This is a genomic window from Bacillus sp. FSL R5-0712 (genome assembly GCF_038593285.1).
GTDB lineage: Bacteria > Bacillota > Bacilli > Bacillales > Bacillaceae > Bacillus > Bacillus safensis.
The window spans coordinates 2554555-2572325 of the sequence record NZ_CP151981.1 but is presented as its reverse complement, the minus strand read 5'-3'; the positions used below and the strand labels follow the sequence as shown (position 1 = coordinate 2572325).

Sequence of the window (17771 nt, the reverse complement as noted above, 5' to 3'; positions counted from 1 at the left end):
TATCATGAATCAAACAAGTTTAGACATTCCGCAGATCGACGAGGAAAAAACAAGATTCAAAATGGAAAAGATGATGGGAAAATATAAAATGCTTAGGTTGCAAACGCCGGAAGACTTTCTTCCAAAGATCACAACAACATACACCATTACGCCGCCGAGTTTTTCAAATCAGTTCCACTCCTCAACAGAAGAAGCAGCGCTTAAAAAAATGGATTGGGAGATTGAGCGGGAAAAATATATGAAGCGAATTGAGAGGGGCATTAATCGTCTAACGCAAAAAGAGCGGCGCATATTAGTTATGCTCTATATGCAGGATGAAGAAATGTTTGATTACGAAATTTACGCGGAAATGGGTCTCAGCCAAAGGAATTATTATCGTGTTAAAAATAAAGCATATTATAGACTGGCCTTTGCTTTGAGAGAAGAAGTGTACAAGCAGGGGGATAAATCATGAATTTTGTTCAGCCGATAAGGGATCTTGATCAGATCCATTATATAAAGAAATATCTTGGAGAGCGGAACAAAAGGAACTTGCTGCTTTTTGTGGCTGGAATCAATTTAGGTTTGCGCATATCCGATCTGCTGGAATTGAGGGTGAAGGATGTAAGGAAGCAATATGTATCGCTAAGAGAACAAAAGACAGGCAAAGAAAAAAGAATCAAAATAAACAAAACTCTTCGAAAAGCGATAGATCAATATATCAAAGACAAAGATGATCAAGAATACCTTTTTAAAAGTAGAGAAGGGCTCAACAAACCTATCAGCCGCAGCAGTGCATATAACATTATGAGAGAGGCAGCGGACTATGTCGGGCTTGATAGTATAGGTACTCATACGCTCAGAAAAACATTTGGCTACTGGAATTATAAAAAACATAAAGACGTTGCCTTATTACAAGAAATATTTAACCATTCTAGTCCTGATATTACATTGAGATACATTGGAATTACACAAGACGCAATGGACAAAGCAATGGACGATTTCGGCTTATAAGACTCATCTGTTCAAATGGCAGGTGGGTCTTTTTTTTGCGTTCTTTTTCTTCAATTAACCATAATGAGAAAATGTCCAACTCATTTTAAGGGAATTGCTGAAAAGCAAGAGGGGCAAAAGATACAGCGATTTATCCAGTTGGACAGACTATTAGATATGGTGAATTGGTGGATAATGTGGATAAATGAGTAATCTAGTTGTATAATAATCTTAAAAAAGGATGGGTTATTATGGAACTGAATGAAAAGATAGGATCTGAGGAACGTTTAGAATCTTCTTTTGATATGATGCTACCTTCGGTGAGAAATCTTAAAGAGGTAATTGAAGATTTTTATCCTGATATAAGTATAAAAGATGTTAAACTATCTGATCTGAAGAAAAAATCTAATTCAAAATATGGTGTGAGTCAAACGAACAGTTTAGTACAAACTTTAAGGACTAAAAATTATATTTTCATTAAAAGGAATGACGGATTAGAATATGTAGATATTGATGCTATTAGAAAAAGCTAAATGAATGGCACACTTTTGGCACGATCTTGGCAAAGCATTTTGTCTGAGAGCGGTTATGATGGTATTAGGTGATAAATTGAGAGCGGCTTCCATTAAGGAAGTCGTTTTTGTTCGACAAATTTTGCGAACAGTTCCATTAACTTGTTTTTAGACGATATAAATAGTTGGGAGGTGATTTTATGATTCAAAAAGGAAAACCAACTAATTATCAAGAGTTAAAAAAGAAAGCTAACTCAAAGTGTGATTGGAGAGAGAGATTAGCTGCGGTAGAGGAATTGGGTAATTGGAATTGTCGTGAATCTAAAGATATACTATGGCGTAGAATGATTTCCGATAAAGTGTTTAAGGTACAAGAAACAGCCTTTAGAAAATTGCAAGCATTGGGGGAAGATGTGAGGCTTCCTAGAAAGAAAAAAGGCAATTTAATAAAAAATATACAGCAGACATTATCTAAAGTTAAATCGTCTCTACCTCCTGAACATTCATATGATGACTTTAAAAACAAATTTAAAGATTCATATCCAGAACACTTTGATACTTATGAAGGAGATAAAGGGAGTCGATTTGAAAAATGGTTACAGACTCAATGGTCAAATGTCCCTGTAAAAAAGTGAATTATTTAGCATCCTAAGGGGTGCTTTTTAGTTGGCGTAAAACTGGCGTATTTTTGGCGCAGCATAACGAGAAAAGGCTTGTAATATTGTATTATGCGATAGATAATGGATTTAAAAATAAGGGTGAGGAAATGGAAATGGAGCAGTTATTTAAAGAATGGGTTAATCACTCTAAAGAGGGATATTGTAGGAGTGATTTAAACAAAACGGATGCGATCTGGAAAGATTTAATACAACAGTTATACGAATGGGAGAACAGTGAAGACAGCACTGCGAAAGAGCTTGCGAAATATTTATTATATACCGGAGAAATAAGAAGAATTCACAAAGATCATAAAAAAATTGTTTATGATAATCACTATGTTTCATGGACATTAGCAGAAGATCTAGAGGATATTTATTGGTTTAAAAACGAATCTTCATCACCTTACACAATTATTACAGCAAAAGCTACTAAGGATAACCCTGGAATAAATATTAAGGGATTTATAGATGCTATGAAATTAGAAATTCCTGATTATGAGTTAACCTCAGTAAACATTTATAAGGAACAAGAAGTCATATTTCCTTTACAAAAAAGTTCAGTGATTAAAGTTGAGAAATTTAATGGAATTATTGGCTAAATTTGATCATTAAGAAGCACTGTCCAATAGGGCGGTGCTTTTTATATGGAGGAATAGCATTGGAACTCTTAATCTTAAAAGGATGTTCAAAACAACGTACAAGGACCTTCATCGTAGGCATAAACACAAGGCATGCAAGAGCGCTATGGCAAGATTTGAAAAAGAAATTCCCGCAATATAAATTTCCGCACTATGTTTCAAGAGATGCTGCAAAGCTAGACGGGGTAAATCCTAGCGAAACAATTTTAATTTTACTGCCGGGCTATTATCGAAATCCAATTGTGAAACACTTTGAGTTTCAATGGTTGAAAGAAAATGCTATTGAAGTAATTCATATCAATGAGGAGGAAATCAAATGAAAATTTTAGTTCTTAAAACAGAAAGCCGATTAGAAAAGGAAGCAAAGGAAATTTTGAGAGAAGAAGCTAGGAAAGCAGCTCAAACCGGCATTATGATTCTTGATGGGGGAATGAGTTTGGAAGTTATTGAAATAGACAAGTCCTACCCATTGGATGGATTAAATCCAGGAGTACCGATCTATGATGAAACCGTTGAAACCTTGTAATGAACCAGGATGTCCCCAACTAACGCGTGAAGGATATTGCCAGCAGCATAAGACATCGAAGCCTTCATATGATCTGTTCCGTGAATCATCGTCACGCCGTGGGTATAATAGCCGATGGCGTAAAGCGCGTGAAGGTTATCTAGCAAAGCATCCGTTGTGTCAGTCTTGCATGTTACAAGGCAAGCGTATTGCGGCCACAGTAGTAGACCACATCAAACCGCATAAGGGAGATAAAAAACTATTCTGGGATTCTTCTAACTGGCAACCGCTGTGTGCGTCCTGTCATAGTAGGAAGACAGCTAAAGAAGATGGAGGGTTTGGGAATGGATAATCAAACATGCGTGTGTGATCAATGTGGAACAACATTCATTATTAAAAGTTGTTCTAGGATTAGAAAGATTGGCGAAGGGATTAAACAACATCTTCTAGTTTGTCCGAGGTGTAAAGCTGAGTACACATCTTACTATACAAACGAAGTGATCAGACGTAAGCAAAGCAAAATTAGAAAGCTATTCGTTGTCCTTCGAAGTGCGAGATCAGAGAAGTTACTCGAAATGTATAAAAAGAAAATCAAAGAAGCGCAAATGGATTGTCAAAAAGACATGGATCAACTAAGGCGGGAAATGGAAGCCCCCCTACCTTAAATCCCTAGAAACGATTTGCCGTAGACCGCGTATCCCTCAACATCGCGAGAAATTCCCTAAATGAAAATTCGGAAGGAGGTGAGGGGATGGCAAGGCCGAGACAACCAGTTGACTTGTTGCTAGTGAAAGGGAAGAAAAACCTTACCAAGAAAGAGATTGAAGAGCGAAGAGAGCAGGAAATTAAGGCGCCAGATGACAAAGTGAAAGCTCCTTCTTACTTACCAAAAGACTTAAAAAGAGAATTCAAAAAGATAGCGGACGAGCTAAAAAACATCGGAATTATGACAAATTTAGATGTTGATGCGCTTGCCCGTTTTTTGTTTGCTCGAAAACAATATTTACAAATAACAGAAATCATATTAGATACGCCGATTACAGCACTCACCGAAAATTCAGATGGTGAAAAGTTTGAAATTGCGAATCCTGCTTATAGTGATCTTCTCATAAATCAAGACAAGCTGTTTAAACAATGCAGACAAGCATCAAGTGATTTAGGATTAACCATTTCCTCTCGCTGCAAACTTGTCATTCCGAAAAAAGATGATGGGAAACCGAAGTCAAAAGAAGAAGAACGCTTTGGAGGTCGCATGTAATGCTAACGCAGGAAATGACCGCAGAGCTTTTAATTGAGCGTGTATGGTCATATTGCGAAAAGATCCAAACGGGGGAAATAAAAGCAGGAAAGAAGCACAAGTGGGCTGTTCAGAGGTTCATTAAAGACGTAGAGCGGTTAGCAGAAGAAGACTGCCCGTATTATTTTGATGCGGAATCAGTTTTAGACTTCTATGAATGGGCCAAGCAGTTCAACCATGTGGAAGGCATATTGGCAGGTCAGCCGATTGAACTGACAGACTTTCAGCTATTCATGGCTGCTAATATCTATGGATTTTACAAAAAGGTCAATGGTGCCAGGCGTTTTAGAAAGGCTTACATCCAGTTAGCGAGAAAAAACGCAAAATCACAATTGCTGGCTATCATGGCTTCGTATGAGATCTTTCCCACTAAGGAAAAACATCGTGTGTTTATTGCTGGATGGTCAAGGGAGCAGTCGGATGAAGTCTATCAAGCAATACTTGAGCAACTACAGCACGCACCTATTTTAGAGGGGAAATACACAGACGCCAACGGGCAGGTCACGAAATACGCGACAAATTCAATTATCAAACCGTTATCCCGTGAAGCCCGAAAGGTTGGAGACGGAAAAAACCCATCACTAGGGATAGTCGACGAATATATGTCTCATGAAACAAGTGAAATATATGATGTTATTGATAGCGGTATGGTCGCTCGTCGTAGCCCTTTGATGATTATCATTACTACTGCAGGTTTCAACTTAAACGGGCCGTGCTTTAAAGAGTATCAGTATGTTTCTAAGATTCTTGATCCCGACATTGAAATTGAAAACGATGATTATTTTGTTATGATCTGTGAGCTTGATCCACAAGACGATATAAAGGATGAATCGAACTGGATCAAGGCAAATCCGATAGTCGCAACTTACCCAGAGGGGATGGAGTCACTAAGGGCAGCGTTAAAAGTTGCATTAGATGTGCCTGAAAAGATGAGAAGTTTCCTTACAAAAAACATGAATGGGTGGGTTGATCAAAAAGACAACGGATATATGAAAATGTCTAAATGGCGTGCCTGTCATGGTGAAATACCTGATCTAAAAGAAATGGCGATCTATCTTGGTTTAGATTTATCTATGACAACGGACTTGACTTCTGTCGGGTGGGTTGGCGTGCTTGATGGTTTTTATTATGTCGGCCAGCATTCCTTCATTCCAGAGGAAAAGGCAAAAGAGAAAATGGCTACTGATAAAGTGCCTTATGATTTATGGCGTGATCAAGGTTGGATGACATTCACACCAGGGGAAGCGGTTGATTATCAATTTGTTGAAAGATGGATTATTGAGTTTGCCCACGTCAACAAATTAAGGGTCATTGAATCTGCTTACGACAAATGGAATGCGCTGCACCTTGCACAACGGCTTGAGAGTAAGGGATTTAATATGGTTGAGCTGCCGCAAAGGATTCAGCATCTTTCTTTACCCACAAAGGATTACAGACAAAAGGTATACGAGGGAAAGGTCATTCATGGGAACGATCCACTTCTAACTTTTGCATATAATAACGCAATCATTAAACAAGACGCTCAAGAAAATATCATGTTAGACAAAGCGAAATCACCGCAAAGAATAGATCCAGCTGCAGCCGTTATGAATGCTTTTGCTAGGGCCATGTATCACGATATGGGTGCAAACGTTGACTTAAACAAACATTTTTCAGGAAATTTCAGTTTTTAGGAAGTGAGAGAGTGAAAAAATTTATTGTTTTTTTAAAGATGATTTTAAATGACTTGCTGTTTATCGGAGGGTGCATCTTTATTCTGCTGGCAGCGTATCGGATAAATACAAACATCGGTCTATTTCTGACGGGTGTATTTTTTATGTTTTATGCCTACTTGCTGTCAAGTCACGCGCGGCAGAAAGAGAGGTGAAAATAAATGTTTATAGACCGATTCTTTGAAAAGCGTTCAGGCTCAACAACATTAGACGGTTTCAGTCAGCTGATCAATCTATTCGGAGGTCGAGAAACGGCAAGCGGTGAAAGAGTCAGTGAAAGCAATTCACTTGTGCAACCAGACATTTTCGCATGTGTTAACGTACTATCAGATGACATCGCAAAGCTACCGATACACACATTTAAAAAAGAGAGTCAAGGAGTCAACAGAAACCCTAATCATCCATCAGCCTATATGATCTACGCAAGACCAAACCCGTACATGACAGCATATGTATGGAAAAAGCTGATGATGACGCATGTCCTCACATGGGGAAATGCCTATTCGATGATTGAGTTTGGGGCTCACGGTTTCCCTGAAAATCTTTACCCGTTGCGGCCGGATGCAACTAAAGCATACATCCATCCCGACTCAGGGAGGCTATGGTACCAAACCAACGTTAACGGAAGAACGATGGAACTATATGAACACCAGGTGCTTCATTTTAAAGGTTTATCAACGGATGGCATTCACGGTAAGTCGCCTATTGGGGTAGTGAGAGAGCATATAGGCGCTCAAGCAGCTGCAACAAAATATAACGCAAAACTATATAAAAACGAAGCCACGCCGCGAGGCATTCTAAAAGTACCTTCTTTCTTGGATGAAAAACCAAAAGAGAACGTAAGAAAAGAATGGCTGCGGGTCAACCAGGGTGAAAACATAGCCATTATTGATAATGGACTAGAATATCAATCTATTGCCATGCCGTTGCAAGAAGCGCAGTTTGTAGAATCTATGAAATTCAATAAAGCACAAATTGCCATGATTTATAAAGTTCCGTTGCATAAACTCAATGAGCTTGATAAAGCCACATTTTCAAACATTGAGCATCAATCTTTGGAATATGTAAAAAACACATTGCAACCGTGGATCGTGAATTATGAACAAGAATTAAATATTAAGCTATTTACTGACAATGATCAAAAAGCGGGCCATTATGTAAAATTCAATGTTGATAGTGAGCTGCGCGGCGACAGTAAAACTCAAGCAGAGTATTTTAAGACCATGAGCGAAGCGGGTCTTTTAAATAAAAATGAGATTCGCGACTTGATTGAAAGAAATCCTATCGAACATGGCGAAAAATATCTATCTAGCTTGAACTATGTGTTCCTTGACTTTATGGAAGAATACCAGCGGCTTAAAGCTGGTTCAGCCATGAAGGGAGGTGACAGCAAGAATGAGTAAAGAAAAAGAAGTGCGGCTGCTCACGTCGCCAATTGAGATCCGTTCCGACGGTGAAGGACAAGCCGAATATGTGGAAGGCTATGCTTTGAAGTTTGAAAAATGGTCCGAGCGTTTGGGCTGGTTCAAAGAAATTATCAGCAGGAACGCTTTAGAATCTACCGATCTATCAAACGTCATTGCACTTTTTAACCATCGAGAGGATTTTCCCCTAGCGCGAAATACCGTTTCAGGGGAGTCAGGGAAGCTTGAACTCGAAATAGATGGCATAGGTCTTAAATTCAGATTTAAACCGTCAGACACGTCATATGCCCGCGATCTCATGGAGAATATACGCAGCGGCGTTATTAATCAATGTTCTTTTGCTTTTTCGTTGGATTACAACGGGGACGAACCCGACGAATGGAGAATTAACGAAAACGAGGACATATACGAACGAAGAATAAACAGAATTCACCGCATTTATGACATTTCTCTAGTAACGACACCTGCATATAGCGATACCGAAGCTGTGGTAGGTGCTCGAAGCATGGAGAAAGTAGAAGAAATGAAAGATCAACGAAGCGCACCAACAGATGAAATTTTAAAAATTGAATTGGAACTTTTAAGCCTTGATCTTCCCGAATAAGGCTTTTTTGCGTTCCGTTCTATGAGGAGGAAAAATAAAAATGACAAAAAAAGAAATTGAACTGCGTCAGCGGTTTACGCAAAAGAAAGAAGATGCTGATAAAGCACTAGCAGAGGGAAAAACAGAGGAAGCGCGCAAGCTTCTCGATGAAGTGAAAGAGCTTAAGAATCAAATAGAATTGATGGTAGAAGGACGATCACTGAACGTTCCTGATTTACCTGGCGGTGAAAATTTTGTGCCGGAGCTAGAACGTAACCCGGAGGGACGAAAAGGAGCCGAAGGGGATAAAGAAGAACGTCAAAAGAAATTCACCAAGTTGTTCATGAAGTCTCTTCGAGGTAAATCTTTAACACATGAAGAACGTGAATTCCTAGAAAACCCTGAATTCAGAGCGATGTCAGGAAAAAATGAAGAAGATGGCGGAATCCTAATCCCCGAAGATATTTCAAGAACTATTAAAGAGTTAAAGCGGGAGCAATTACATCAACTTGAGCAATATGTCACGGTCGAGCCGGTTGCAACCCGTTCAGGTAGTCGTATGCTTGAAAAAAATGGAGACATGACACCATTCCTAGACATCGAGGAAATGGAAAACATTCCAGAAACAGATCAGCCTAAGTTTACAAAACTATCATATACAATCACTGACTATGCTGGGCTTTTACCACTTTCAAATACATTGCTGCAGGATACAGATCAAGCCATCATGACGTATGTTGCGAAATGGTTCGTTAAAAAATCAGTCGCAACAAGAAACTCTCTTATCTTGGCTATCCTTGATGGTTTGAAAAAGGTCGAATTTAAGGGCTTGGATGACATCAAAAAGACTTTAAACGTTACGCTTGATACTGCCATTTCTGCTGGGGCGATCATCATGACAAATCAAGACGGCTTCAACTATCTTGATCAATTAAAAGACGCGGACGGCAAATATCTACTCAAAGACATTCCATCCGAGCCGACAAACAAAATGCTGTTTGGTCGTCGTGTGGTGGTTATCTCAAACAAAGTTTTGAAAACAAAAGCAGGGAAAGCACCTGTAATCGTTGGTGATTTAAAAGAGGCAGTTATCTTATTTGATCGTCAGCAACAGTCTATCGCCTATACGAATCTTGCTGCAGGATCGTTTGAGACAAACACAACGAAAGTACGAGCGATTGAACGTGAAGACGTTGTGGCTTGGGACAAAGAAGCGGTAGTATACGGCCAGTTGTCAATTAGTGAATAAAAAAAAGAGGTGAATAAGTCATGCGAGTGACAAAAAATTACACCACTGACGGCGGGGATCGAACTGTCATCGGTGGTGTTTTAGAGTTTGCAGGTGGAAAAATCGTCAAAGATGGTCAGGAAGTGAGTCTAGGTGGCGGCGGATCAACTGCACCAGGAACCGTGACACATGAAATGCTTGCTGAAAAAGCTGTTCGTTCGGTAAACATCGGGACGGGAAGTGTAATGCCAGAGCATCTTAATTCGTCTATTGAAACTAGACTCAAGGGAATGGAAGACGAAATAAAAGAGCTGAAAAGCAAACTGAACAAAGAATAAACATTGGAAAGGAATTGATCTAACATGGCAAAAGATTATCTAAACGAAAGTAATGGAGTCTTCACGTCCGCGGAGGCGGGCCATGATGGTAAACCTATCACTGCAGTTACGGTGAAAGACAATAGCGAAGAAAATCCTCTTTATGTGAAGGGGTTAAAGGGTGATCCTGGTGAACAAGGCCCTCAAGGACCGAAAGGAGAAAAAGGCGATCCAGGAGAGCAAGGCCCAAAAGGTGACAAAGGAGATCCCGCAGTAATTGAAACGGGGTCTATTAAAAACGACCATTTAGGCGATGGGTCTGTCAACTCCCGAACAATCGGTAAAGGTAGCGTTAAATGGGACAACATCAATTCAGAGGTACAAAAAAGGATCACTGATTTAGAGTCTCGATTAGACCAAATTGGTAAAGAAAATACTGAATAAGTAGGCGGTCTTCTATGGATTTAAAAATGCTGAAAGATGAATATTTAAAAGTTGATACCGACCAAGATGACACCTTGCTTAAAACCTTAATTACTGCAGCAAAGGGATATATCAAAAATGGAATAGGGCGGTATGTAGAAGGTAACGAGCAGTATGCGCTTGTAACAGGCATGCTTGTTGCTCATTGGTACGAAAATCGAGGGGTGTATGAGTCAGGCGTTTCCGGCTCATCCATCCCTTTTACTATTCGGGATCAACTAACCCAACTTCGCTATGTGGAGGCAGAAGAGGATGAAGAAGATAAGCGAGTTGAATCGTCGCTTAACCTTTCAAGTAAAGAAAAGGGTACAGGATGACGAGCTGAATTGGAATGAATCCTATGAAAATGTCTTTGAGACATGGGGTTCAATTGAAGGATTTTCCGGCACAAAATCAGATACGCTTGTTGCCGGTGCGTTAGGCGTTAAGTCACCAAAGAAAATAACATTAAGATACCGGGAAGACGTTACGCAAGATATGCGTATTCTTCATCGAACGGGTACCGATGACGCAGGAGAGCCAATATATCGCACTTTCGATGTAATGGATTTCAACGACATCGAAAATAAAAAGAAGCAACTTGAAGTCACATGCAATGAGGTCGGCGTAAATGGCTGATATGAATATTGATGGATTTGATGATCTAACAAGATTTTTCAACAAGATAGGTGACGACGTGGAAAAAGCTGAAAAGGTCGCTCTTAAAGCTGGCGGCGAGGTAATAGCTGAGCACCAAAAACGTAACGTGAATAAGAGTTCAAAAAATCAGCCTCACATGGTCGATAACATCACCGTTTCAACTGCAAGAGAATCCAAAGACGGTGAACTGTTTGTATCGGTTGGGCCGAATAGAAAAGTCGCTTACAGAGGACGATTTCTAGAGTGGGGGACATCTAAAATGCCGCCGCATCCATTCATCGAGAAAGGCGGGATCGAAGGGGAGGGACAAGCTGTGAAAATCATGGAAAGAATTATCACGGCACCTATTAAATGAGTCTTGATGCAAAGAAAGAATTGAGTGCAGCGTTAATAAAAAACAATGAATTAAAGCAGCTTGTCACGGGTGGTTTCCATAATCTTGTGGCCGATGATGTGGCCGCATTCCCCAGAGTTGTATTTTCAGAGATTACAAATAGGGACCAGGAGTACAGAGACAACCGTTCCGCAGCAAGTGAGGTTCGATTCCAGTTAAGCATATTTTCAAAAGCAGACACACGGAAAAACGAAACAGAAATAGCGAAACAAATAGATCGTCTTATGAAAGATTTAGGTTACGGAAGATACGATTCCGTTGACCTTTACGAAACAGATACAAAAATCTTTCACAGAGGTATGAGGTACGTCAAAACATTTTTCTAGGAGGAAAACAGATGGGGAAAACAATCTACGGATTAGACATGTTTCATTATGCTGAACTTATTCAGGATGATGACAAAGGACTTGAATATGCAAAGCCTGAAAGACTGCCAGGAGCTGTAAACGTCAAAGTCGATCCAAAATCAGAACAGTCTAAGTTTTGGGCTGATAACGGCGTGTTCGATTCATTTAACAACATGGGTGACATTGACCTTGAAGCAGAACTAGCGGATTTACCTATTGAGGTGCAAAACAAGATTTTCGGACACAAGGTCGAGAATGGGATTTCTTTTGCCAGTTCTGATGACAAGGCTATTTTCTTGGCTTTCGGCTTTAGGGCGAAAACATCCACGGGCGGCCATAGGTTTTACTGGTTCTTAAAGGGACTTCCTGAACTGATGGCTAACGAAAATAAAACCACAGAGGGTAAAGCAGATCCTGAAACCGCAAAATTCAAGGCAGGCTTTATGACTTTACAAAATAAGAAGGGGAAAAACCGTTGGAAGGCACAAGCTGAGTTCGACGAAGGCTTTGACCCGGATGAATGGTTTAAACAAGTTGTATACGACGGGGCGTCGTTTGCAAAGGGAAAAGATACAGAGGATTCCACAAGTTCAGTAGACATCGGAAAGGGCGTTTAATAACGCTCTTTTTTATTTTGTAATTGGGAGGCAATAGCATGGAAGCATTGACAATCACCTTGCATTTAAACGGTAAGAAAAAGAAATTTTCCACACCTAACTTTATCACGGGTGTTTTATTTAGGACTGCGGCAGAAATAACAGAAGACCTTGAATCGAATGATCCTGAAAGGATTTATACAAGTAAACAATCAGAGTTTATCTGTGAAGTGTTCGGAAACAAATTCACTGCAGAAGAATTTGAAAAAGGCATTGATTCAAGACTTTTATATAGAACAATCTACGCAACTGCAAACTATGTCATCGGAAATATCGTTGAAGCGAGCAAGATCCTGAATCCAGAAACCGCAGAGGAAGCAGAGCCGGGGGAGTAAGTTTGTCCGATGCTGTCCTTGATATGTATAACGCATTAGAGGACATTGGCTTTTCACAGAACCAAATAGATGAAATGGATATTGTGTATCACTTGAAACGACTCGCGCGGCGCAAAGAAGCGAGCAAAGAAAAGCCAAGTAATAACGCTGCAGCATCGGATAAGCCCTTATACATTGATCAGATACCTGGACTGTAAAAAGGTGGTGAGGGATTGAGCAAAGACATTAAAGTAAAGCTGTATTCTAATTCGTCCCAATTTAACGGGGAAATGAAAGCAATTGCCGTTCAAATGAAGAACATAAAGTCTGAATTTGAAAAGAATCGGACTGCCGTCGGTGTGTGGGGTAATGAACTGAAAACGTCACAAACAAAAGTCAGAACCCTTTCACAGCAATTAGATCAGCATAAAATGAAGGTCAAAGCACTTGAAAGAGCTTATGCGGATTCAGCCATCAAGAAGGGAAAGGACGCGCGAGAGACACAAAATCTTGCCCGTCGGCTGAACTATGCAACAGCTGAAATGAACAAAACGCAAAATGCGTTGACTGAGACAACGAATAAAATCAAGAAAATGGAAGCTGAAATAAAACGTACTTCATCCTCTATGTATAAGATGGGCCAAAGAATGAATACAGTTGGCAACACAATGAGAAGCAAGGGTGCTTCAGTAGCGATGACTACAGGTGTTGCTTTTGCTGGCTTGGTCCTCCCACTGAAAGACGCTGTAGAAGTTGGTATGTCATTCGAAACACAGATGAGCAAAGTTAAAGCTATTTCAGGGGGAACAGCTGCAGAAGTCGAAAAGCTGAAAAACCAGGCAAAAGAGCTGGGAGCAACAACTGTTTTCACCGCCAGCCAAGCAGCAGATGCACAAAGCTTCCTGGCGATGGCCGGATTTAAAGCGAATGATATTTATGCAGCTATGCCAGGTATGCTGAATTTAGCAGCTGCAGGTCAACTGGATTTAGCCGCCGCAGCCGACATTTCTTCTAATATGATGCAAGCTTTTGCCATGAAAGCATCGGAAGCGGGGCACGCATCGGACGTAATTGCATATGGTGCGGCTAATGCTAACACGAACGTGGAGCAGATGGGTGAGGCAATGAAGTTCCTTGCGCCTAACGCTAATTCCCTAGGTTGGGGATTAGAAGAATCAGCGGCTGCGGTCATGGCGTTTGGTGACGCAGGTTTGCAAGGTTCAATCGCAGGACAAGCCTTTGGTACGTCTTTGATCAGGCTGGCAACACCAGCTAGAAAGGCGCAGAAGGTAATTGATAAATTAGGGTTTGCTTTCTTTGATGCAGCGGGAGACATGAAGAGTATGCCGGAAGTTGTTGCCGAGATGGAAAAGGGTATGAAGGGCATGACGAAGGAGCAGCAAGCCGCAACCTTAAAAACTATTGTCGGAGCTGAATCATACAAACACTGGGCCGTTCTATTGCAAAAGGGTAGCAAGGCATTGAAAGAAAACACTAAAGCACTAAAAGAATCAGACGGTGCGGCTAAAAAAATGGCTGACACAATGCTTGATAATGCGCGGGGCAGTATCATTGCTTTCCAGTCTGCAGTTGAAGGGGCAAAGATTAAGCTTACTGAAAGTCTACTTCCTGCGCTTGGAAATCTAGCTGAAAAAGGAGCAGACATCGTTTCCATGTTTAACAAAATGGATTCTGCCACAGCTCAAACGATTGCTAAAACTGCGTTGTTTGCTACGGGTGTTTTGGGCGCCACAACAGCAGTCGCAACGCTAACGATGGGTATTGGTGCGCTCTTAGCATTTACGGGTCCAGTGGGGCTTGCCATAGTTGGTGGAACGGCTTTACTAGGCGGTATTGCCGTAGCGACATATGCTTATAATGAACAGCTGAAAAACCAAAAGAAACGCCAAGAAGAAGCAAAAGAAGCAGCGCTTTTATATGGCGAGGGTGTTTCTAAAGCGACACAAAAAGCGGCCGAATCATATGTGAATCTACGCGAAAAAGCTACATCACAAATGTTCCAACTGACACAGGTTTCAGGAAAAGAAGCCGAGAAGATGGCAAGCAATCTATTGTCTACTTATCAAAAAATGTCCACATCTCTTATTAAGGAGTTAGAAGGATTTAAGACTGATGCAATTGCAGTTCTCAAAGGACTATTTGAAGATCAGGAAAAAGAGACAAAGAAAATCGGAGAAGATTGGTCCGATCAATTGGTTGGAGACATTGACAAAGACGTCCAAAAAGTTCGCGAGAAAATGCGGCAGTTAGAAAAATTGAAAGATGAAACAGGCTTAATGACATCGAAAATGAATGCTTCTCAAAAGAAAACTTTTGAAGAGATAATTTCATTTTTTCAACAGTCAACAAGTAAGTTTGCCGCAAATCAAAAGGACGCTTTAGCAATCCAACAGAGAGTTTCTGAGAGTCAAAACAAACTCTCTTTTAAAAATGCCAAAAGCTACAACGATCAAATCAGCGGCATTTATAAAGAGGGACAGAAGGCTGCTAAAGAAGATCGCGACTACAGAAATAAAGTTTTAGACGAGGCCCTTGCAAAAGAAGCGATATCAGCAGCGCAGCACAAAGCACTAAAAGCTAAAAGTAATGCAGATTATCAAAAGGCTCTTGCTGAGAACCTAGAAGCGTATAAAAACAATTCAAAAGCGTTATTTGATCAAATGGCTCAAGACGGGAAACTGCTGGATTTAGAAACAGGAAAAGCACTAGAAAAACAAATAGAATACTCAAGTAATTCAATGGGTATTTTCACCAATCAAGAGGAACAAGAAGAAAAATACCAAGTGCGATGGGCTGAAAGACAAGTAGCGTTCTTACAAAAACTTGGAGACAGCAAAGAAGAAGCATTAGAAAAAACGAAACAAGCACTTATTGAATTTAACGAGGGTTTAGGATTTTCTGCAGAAGAATCAGCTAGTAAAGCAAACGAAGCGATTGTAAATGCTGAAAATGAATTTAACCGTGCAACATCTGCCCGTGAATCGGGAAAGAAAATGGGCGATGAATTTGCGGACGGCTTAACAGATGCCACACCTAACACGTTAGCAAGTGGAACGATCCTTAAGCAGTTGCTTGATCAAAAACTGCGAGAGGAAAACGGCATTCCTAGAATTGCAGGGAAAGAAAAAGGTCAATCATTTAGCGATGGAATCAGTTCGTCAAAAATTAACGTATCTACCAGTGGTACAGTTCTGCAGCAAGCACTTAGGCAAAAGTTAAGTGAAGGCAATGCAGGAGCTAAAACATTCGGCTCACAAAAAGGCCAATCATTTAGCGCAGGTATAAGCTCAACAAAAGGCAGCACAAGCACTGCAGCAAGCAGCGTAAACCAAACAGCGTTATCAAACCTAGACAAAAATACCACTCAATCTACTCAAGCAGGAGTGACAAAAGGGAAAAGCCATAGTGCGGGAATAACAAGCACAAAGGGCGCCAATACGTCTGCAGCATCTTCCGTTAGTGCGTCAGCAACAGCCCAGCTTGCCAAAACAACCGATGGTGGAGGCGGACAAAAAGCAGGCGTTCAATTTGCATCGGGGATTCGTAGCCAAGCCGGAAACGCTAGTAATTCGGGTAGCACCGTAGCACAATCAGGAAAACAAGGCTTATCAAGCGTGAAAACAACTGGCACAGGTGCCGATTTTTCTAAAGGTTTTGCTAACGGTATTCGTAGCATGGGGGGCACAGGCGGTACGATTTGGAAAGCTGCATGGGCCATCGGTAAAGTTGCAATACGTTCGCTGAAAGATTCCATACAATCAAAATCACCTGCAAAGAAGACCATTACAGAAGGTGTGAACTTTGGCGATGGGTTTATCATTGGGCTTGGAGAAAAAGCGCAGGACGTGAAAAAGAGCACTGCAGCTATGGCGCAAGGTGCTATGACGTCCTTTAAATCTGAAATTAATAGAATGGCGTTTAACATCCAGGGGGCAGCAGATGAAATAAATACGATGCGCGCTGAACTGACTGTGAGAAATGAGATTGATACGCCTGTATTAAACCAAAAGCTAGATGCCCTTATTAGTCTTCTATCAAATAATCTACAAACGAACAATGAAAGCGTAAGTGCTACGGGACAAACAATCAGAATCCATCCTGCGCCTGTCATTATTGGCGGTGAGCATTTAGCAGACATCGTTTTTACTCAAGGGGATACATCTATTCTAGACAAAAAGAGCGCTCAAAAATATGAGCAGAATGCCTATAAAGGAGGGCTGAAAAGATAAATGGATCTGTATTTTGATTTCAGGGATGGTTTAGGAGAGCAGCCTTTGTCGGGGTTACTGCCCTATTTTAAGTTGCTTAGTTTTGCACCTGATGCGCCTAGCACTGATAGAGAGCTTGAACAGTTAACCAGGTTTAACGGACTTGTACCGACGCAGCATCCGCGCGACATAGTGTACAAAGAAAGGTCTATCAAGGTTGAGATATTGCTCGATGCTAAAATCGCGGCAAACTTTTATCAGTACAGGCATGAGTTTTATGATCTTGTTGTTCAGCCCTTCTGGTATTACATCTCATGTGATCTGCTTCCTGGGAGGCGTTTTGCGGTTACGTGTGACGGAGGGTTTCAAATACCCAAAGACAAGCAAAAAAACCAGGTATCCTTCCAAGTGGATTTTAACAATATCACAGGGCTGGCAGAGTCAAAAGGCACGTCTTTAAGCGCGCAGAACTTTTCTAATGAAAGATGGTTTTCAGGAATGGGAATTCAAAGGCGCGACGATCTCCAGTACCGATTCAAAAACAAAAAACGGTTTAGTGTTTTCAATCCTGGCTTACCTATTAACCCACTGCAGCATGATTACAACGTGCTGCTAAACGCAAAGGGAAAAAACATAACGATTATCAATCACACGAACAATGAGAGGCTGAAAATAGAAGCCGAACTGAAAAAGTCACAGCAGGTCAGAAACCTGAAACAGTATACCGTTGTTGGTAATAAAAGATTGAAAACATCCGGTAGGCTGCCGTCCTTAGATAAAGGCATGAATGAGTTTGAGATTCAGAATACAAATGATTTTGAGATTGTTTTTGATACAAGATTTTATTTTCCGTAAAAGGAGG

Annotated in this window: 26 protein-coding genes; all 26 read left to right on the top strand. The window is 40.7% G+C overall.

Features of this window, described 5'->3' with window-relative positions:
* The first annotated feature begins 4 nt into the window (after positions 1–4).
* The 26 genes from NSU11_RS13110 to NSU11_RS12985 all read left to right on the top strand — a co-directional run bounded on the left by NSU11_RS13110 (position 5) and on the right by NSU11_RS12985 (position 17764).
* Positions 5–454: an ArpU family phage packaging/lysis transcriptional regulator gene (locus NSU11_RS13110; protein WP_156060352.1), complete on the top strand. Its 450-nt coding sequence runs from the start codon at positions 5–7 to the stop codon at positions 452–454.
* The gene (locus NSU11_RS13105) at positions 451–993 is read left to right on the top strand and encodes a site-specific integrase (protein WP_111292423.1); all 543 of its coding nucleotides are present in this window, start codon (positions 451–453) and stop codon (positions 991–993) included. Before NSU11_RS13110 ends, NSU11_RS13105 begins: the two co-directional genes overlap by 4 nt.
* A gap of 230 nt (positions 994–1223) precedes the next feature.
* On the top strand, positions 1224–1505 hold the full coding sequence (locus NSU11_RS13100) for a hypothetical protein (protein ID WP_342493618.1): 282 nt from the start codon (positions 1224–1226) through the stop codon (positions 1503–1505).
* 179 nt (positions 1506–1684) lie between these two features.
* Positions 1685–2119 (top strand): HEAT repeat domain-containing protein, encoded by a 435-nt coding sequence (locus NSU11_RS13095; protein WP_342493617.1) that lies wholly within the window; start codon positions 1685–1687, stop codon positions 2117–2119.
* 20 nt (positions 2120–2139) lie between these two features.
* Positions 2140–2742 carry a hypothetical protein gene (locus NSU11_RS13090; RefSeq protein WP_342493616.1) on the top strand — a complete coding sequence of 201 codons (603 nt, stop codon included), beginning with the start codon at positions 2140–2142 and terminating at the stop codon, positions 2740–2742.
* 59 nt (positions 2743–2801) lie between these two features.
* On the top strand, positions 2802–3101 hold the full coding sequence (locus NSU11_RS13085) for a hypothetical protein (RefSeq protein WP_342493615.1): 300 nt from the start codon (positions 2802–2804) through the stop codon (positions 3099–3101).
* Positions 3098–3307 (top strand): hypothetical protein, encoded by a 210-nt coding sequence (locus NSU11_RS13080; protein ID WP_197202963.1) that lies wholly within the window; start codon positions 3098–3100, stop codon positions 3305–3307. The genes NSU11_RS13085 and NSU11_RS13080 overlap by 4 nt, the downstream gene beginning before the upstream one ends.
* Entirely contained in the window at positions 3282–3638 is a 357-nt protein-coding gene (locus NSU11_RS13075; RefSeq protein WP_342493614.1) for an HNH endonuclease signature motif containing protein, read from the top strand. Before NSU11_RS13080 ends, NSU11_RS13075 begins: the two co-directional genes overlap by 26 nt.
* The gene (locus tag NSU11_RS13070) at positions 3631–3951 is read left to right on the top strand and encodes a transglycosylase (RefSeq protein ID WP_284366427.1); all 321 of its coding nucleotides are present in this window, start codon (positions 3631–3633) and stop codon (positions 3949–3951) included. The genes NSU11_RS13075 and NSU11_RS13070 overlap by 8 nt, the downstream gene beginning before the upstream one ends.
* A gap of 86 nt (positions 3952–4037) precedes the next feature.
* Complete coding sequence (locus NSU11_RS13065; RefSeq protein ID WP_105926201.1) at positions 4038–4544, top strand: phage terminase small subunit P27 family; 507 nt, start codon at positions 4038–4040, stop codon at positions 4542–4544.
* A gap of 14 nt (positions 4545–4558) precedes the next feature.
* Complete coding sequence (locus tag NSU11_RS13060) at positions 4559–6256, top strand: terminase TerL endonuclease subunit (RefSeq protein ID WP_342493613.1); 1698 nt, start codon at positions 4559–4561, stop codon at positions 6254–6256.
* Between the two features lie 11 nt (positions 6257–6267).
* Positions 6268–6450, top strand: coding sequence for a hypothetical protein (locus NSU11_RS13055; RefSeq protein ID WP_342493612.1), 183 nt, complete (start codon positions 6268–6270; stop codon positions 6448–6450).
* Positions 6451–6456: 6 nt separating this feature from the next.
* Complete coding sequence (locus NSU11_RS13050) at positions 6457–7698, top strand: phage portal protein (RefSeq protein WP_342493611.1); 1242 nt, start codon at positions 6457–6459, stop codon at positions 7696–7698.
* Positions 7691–8323 carry an HK97 family phage prohead protease gene (locus NSU11_RS13045; protein WP_342493610.1) on the top strand — a complete coding sequence of 211 codons (633 nt, stop codon included), beginning with the start codon at positions 7691–7693 and terminating at the stop codon, positions 8321–8323. Before NSU11_RS13050 ends, NSU11_RS13045 begins: the two co-directional genes overlap by 8 nt.
* A gap of 40 nt (positions 8324–8363) precedes the next feature.
* On the top strand, positions 8364–9551 hold the full coding sequence (locus NSU11_RS13040) for a phage major capsid protein (RefSeq protein ID WP_342493609.1): 1188 nt from the start codon (positions 8364–8366) through the stop codon (positions 9549–9551).
* 20 nt (positions 9552–9571) lie between these two features.
* On the top strand, positions 9572–9868 hold the full coding sequence (locus NSU11_RS13035; RefSeq protein WP_342493608.1) for a hypothetical protein: 297 nt from the start codon (positions 9572–9574) through the stop codon (positions 9866–9868).
* Between the two features lie 24 nt (positions 9869–9892).
* A complete protein-coding gene (locus NSU11_RS13030; protein ID WP_108611788.1) occupies positions 9893–10291 on the top strand; it encodes a collagen-like protein in 399 nt (132 codons plus the stop codon).
* 14 nt (positions 10292–10305) lie between these two features.
* Entirely contained in the window at positions 10306–10647 is a 342-nt protein-coding gene (locus tag NSU11_RS13025) for a head-tail connector protein (protein WP_322535923.1), read from the top strand.
* Positions 10583–10948 (top strand): phage head closure protein, encoded by a 366-nt coding sequence (locus NSU11_RS13020; RefSeq protein WP_265785252.1) that lies wholly within the window; start codon positions 10583–10585, stop codon positions 10946–10948. Before NSU11_RS13025 ends, NSU11_RS13020 begins: the two co-directional genes overlap by 65 nt.
* Positions 10941–11324, top strand: coding sequence for an HK97-gp10 family putative phage morphogenesis protein (locus NSU11_RS13015; RefSeq protein WP_060832511.1), 384 nt, complete (start codon positions 10941–10943; stop codon positions 11322–11324). The genes NSU11_RS13020 and NSU11_RS13015 overlap by 8 nt, the downstream gene beginning before the upstream one ends.
* Positions 11321–11689 (top strand): DUF3168 domain-containing protein, encoded by a 369-nt coding sequence (locus NSU11_RS13010; protein ID WP_060832510.1) that lies wholly within the window; start codon positions 11321–11323, stop codon positions 11687–11689. Before NSU11_RS13015 ends, NSU11_RS13010 begins: the two co-directional genes overlap by 4 nt.
* 11 nt (positions 11690–11700) lie before the next feature.
* A complete protein-coding gene (locus NSU11_RS13005; protein ID WP_075622175.1) occupies positions 11701–12327 on the top strand; it encodes a major tail protein in 627 nt (208 codons plus the stop codon).
* A gap of 38 nt (positions 12328–12365) precedes the next feature.
* Positions 12366–12701 carry a hypothetical protein gene (locus tag NSU11_RS13000; protein ID WP_059375584.1) on the top strand — a complete coding sequence of 112 codons (336 nt, stop codon included), beginning with the start codon at positions 12366–12368 and terminating at the stop codon, positions 12699–12701.
* A gap of 2 nt (positions 12702–12703) precedes the next feature.
* Entirely contained in the window at positions 12704–12898 is a 195-nt protein-coding gene (locus NSU11_RS12995; protein ID WP_060832508.1) for a hypothetical protein, read from the top strand.
* Between the two features lie 72 nt (positions 12899–12970).
* Positions 12971–16930, top strand: coding sequence for a phage tail tape measure protein (locus NSU11_RS12990; RefSeq protein ID WP_342493607.1), 3960 nt, complete (start codon positions 12971–12973; stop codon positions 16928–16930).
* The gene (locus NSU11_RS12985; RefSeq protein WP_265785259.1) at positions 16931–17764 is read left to right on the top strand and encodes a phage tail domain-containing protein; all 834 of its coding nucleotides are present in this window, start codon (positions 16931–16933) and stop codon (positions 17762–17764) included. It begins immediately after the preceding gene.
* Positions 17765–17771 lie beyond the last annotated feature (7 nt).

Excerpts from the sequence above, each read along its gene's own strand:
- NSU11_RS13110 (WP_156060352.1), top strand. The coding sequence starts at position 5 with ATGAATCAAACAAGTTTAGACATTCCGCAGATCGACGAGGAAAAAACA.
- NSU11_RS13105 (WP_111292423.1), top strand. The coding sequence starts at position 451 with ATGAATTTTGTTCAGCCGATAAGGGATCTTGATCAGATCCATTATATA.
- NSU11_RS13100 (WP_342493618.1), top strand. The coding sequence starts at position 1,224 with ATGGAACTGAATGAAAAGATAGGATCTGAGGAACGTTTAGAATCTTCT.
- NSU11_RS13095 (WP_342493617.1), top strand. The coding sequence starts at position 1,685 with ATGATTCAAAAAGGAAAACCAACTAATTATCAAGAGTTAAAAAAGAAA.
- NSU11_RS13080 (WP_197202963.1), top strand. The coding sequence starts at position 3,098 with ATGAAAATTTTAGTTCTTAAAACAGAAAGCCGATTAGAAAAGGAAGCA.
- NSU11_RS13075 (WP_342493614.1), top strand. The coding sequence starts at position 3,282 with ATGATGAAACCGTTGAAACCTTGTAATGAACCAGGATGTCCCCAACTA.
- NSU11_RS13070 (WP_284366427.1), top strand. The coding sequence starts at position 3,631 with ATGGATAATCAAACATGCGTGTGTGATCAATGTGGAACAACATTCATT.
- NSU11_RS13065 (WP_105926201.1), top strand. The coding sequence starts at position 4,038 with ATGGCAAGGCCGAGACAACCAGTTGACTTGTTGCTAGTGAAAGGGAAG.
- NSU11_RS13060 (WP_342493613.1), top strand. The coding sequence starts at position 4,559 with ATGACCGCAGAGCTTTTAATTGAGCGTGTATGGTCATATTGCGAAAAG.
- NSU11_RS13050 (WP_342493611.1), top strand. The coding sequence starts at position 6,457 with ATGTTTATAGACCGATTCTTTGAAAAGCGTTCAGGCTCAACAACATTA.
- NSU11_RS13045 (WP_342493610.1), top strand. The coding sequence starts at position 7,691 with ATGAGTAAAGAAAAAGAAGTGCGGCTGCTCACGTCGCCAATTGAGATC.
- NSU11_RS13040 (WP_342493609.1), top strand. The coding sequence starts at position 8,364 with ATGACAAAAAAAGAAATTGAACTGCGTCAGCGGTTTACGCAAAAGAAA.
- NSU11_RS13035 (WP_342493608.1), top strand. The coding sequence starts at position 9,572 with ATGCGAGTGACAAAAAATTACACCACTGACGGCGGGGATCGAACTGTC.
- NSU11_RS13030 (WP_108611788.1), top strand. The coding sequence starts at position 9,893 with ATGGCAAAAGATTATCTAAACGAAAGTAATGGAGTCTTCACGTCCGCG.
- NSU11_RS13025 (WP_322535923.1), top strand. The coding sequence starts at position 10,306 with ATGGATTTAAAAATGCTGAAAGATGAATATTTAAAAGTTGATACCGAC.
- NSU11_RS13020 (WP_265785252.1), top strand. The coding sequence starts at position 10,583 with ATGAAGAAGATAAGCGAGTTGAATCGTCGCTTAACCTTTCAAGTAAAG.
- NSU11_RS13015 (WP_060832511.1), top strand. The coding sequence starts at position 10,941 with ATGGCTGATATGAATATTGATGGATTTGATGATCTAACAAGATTTTTC.
- NSU11_RS13010 (WP_060832510.1), top strand. The coding sequence starts at position 11,321 with ATGAGTCTTGATGCAAAGAAAGAATTGAGTGCAGCGTTAATAAAAAAC.
- NSU11_RS13005 (WP_075622175.1), top strand. The coding sequence starts at position 11,701 with ATGGGGAAAACAATCTACGGATTAGACATGTTTCATTATGCTGAACTT.
- NSU11_RS13000 (WP_059375584.1), top strand. The coding sequence starts at position 12,366 with ATGGAAGCATTGACAATCACCTTGCATTTAAACGGTAAGAAAAAGAAA.
- NSU11_RS12990 (WP_342493607.1), top strand. The coding sequence starts at position 12,971 with ATGAAAGCAATTGCCGTTCAAATGAAGAACATAAAGTCTGAATTTGAA.
- NSU11_RS12985 (WP_265785259.1), top strand. The coding sequence starts at position 16,931 with ATGGATCTGTATTTTGATTTCAGGGATGGTTTAGGAGAGCAGCCTTTG.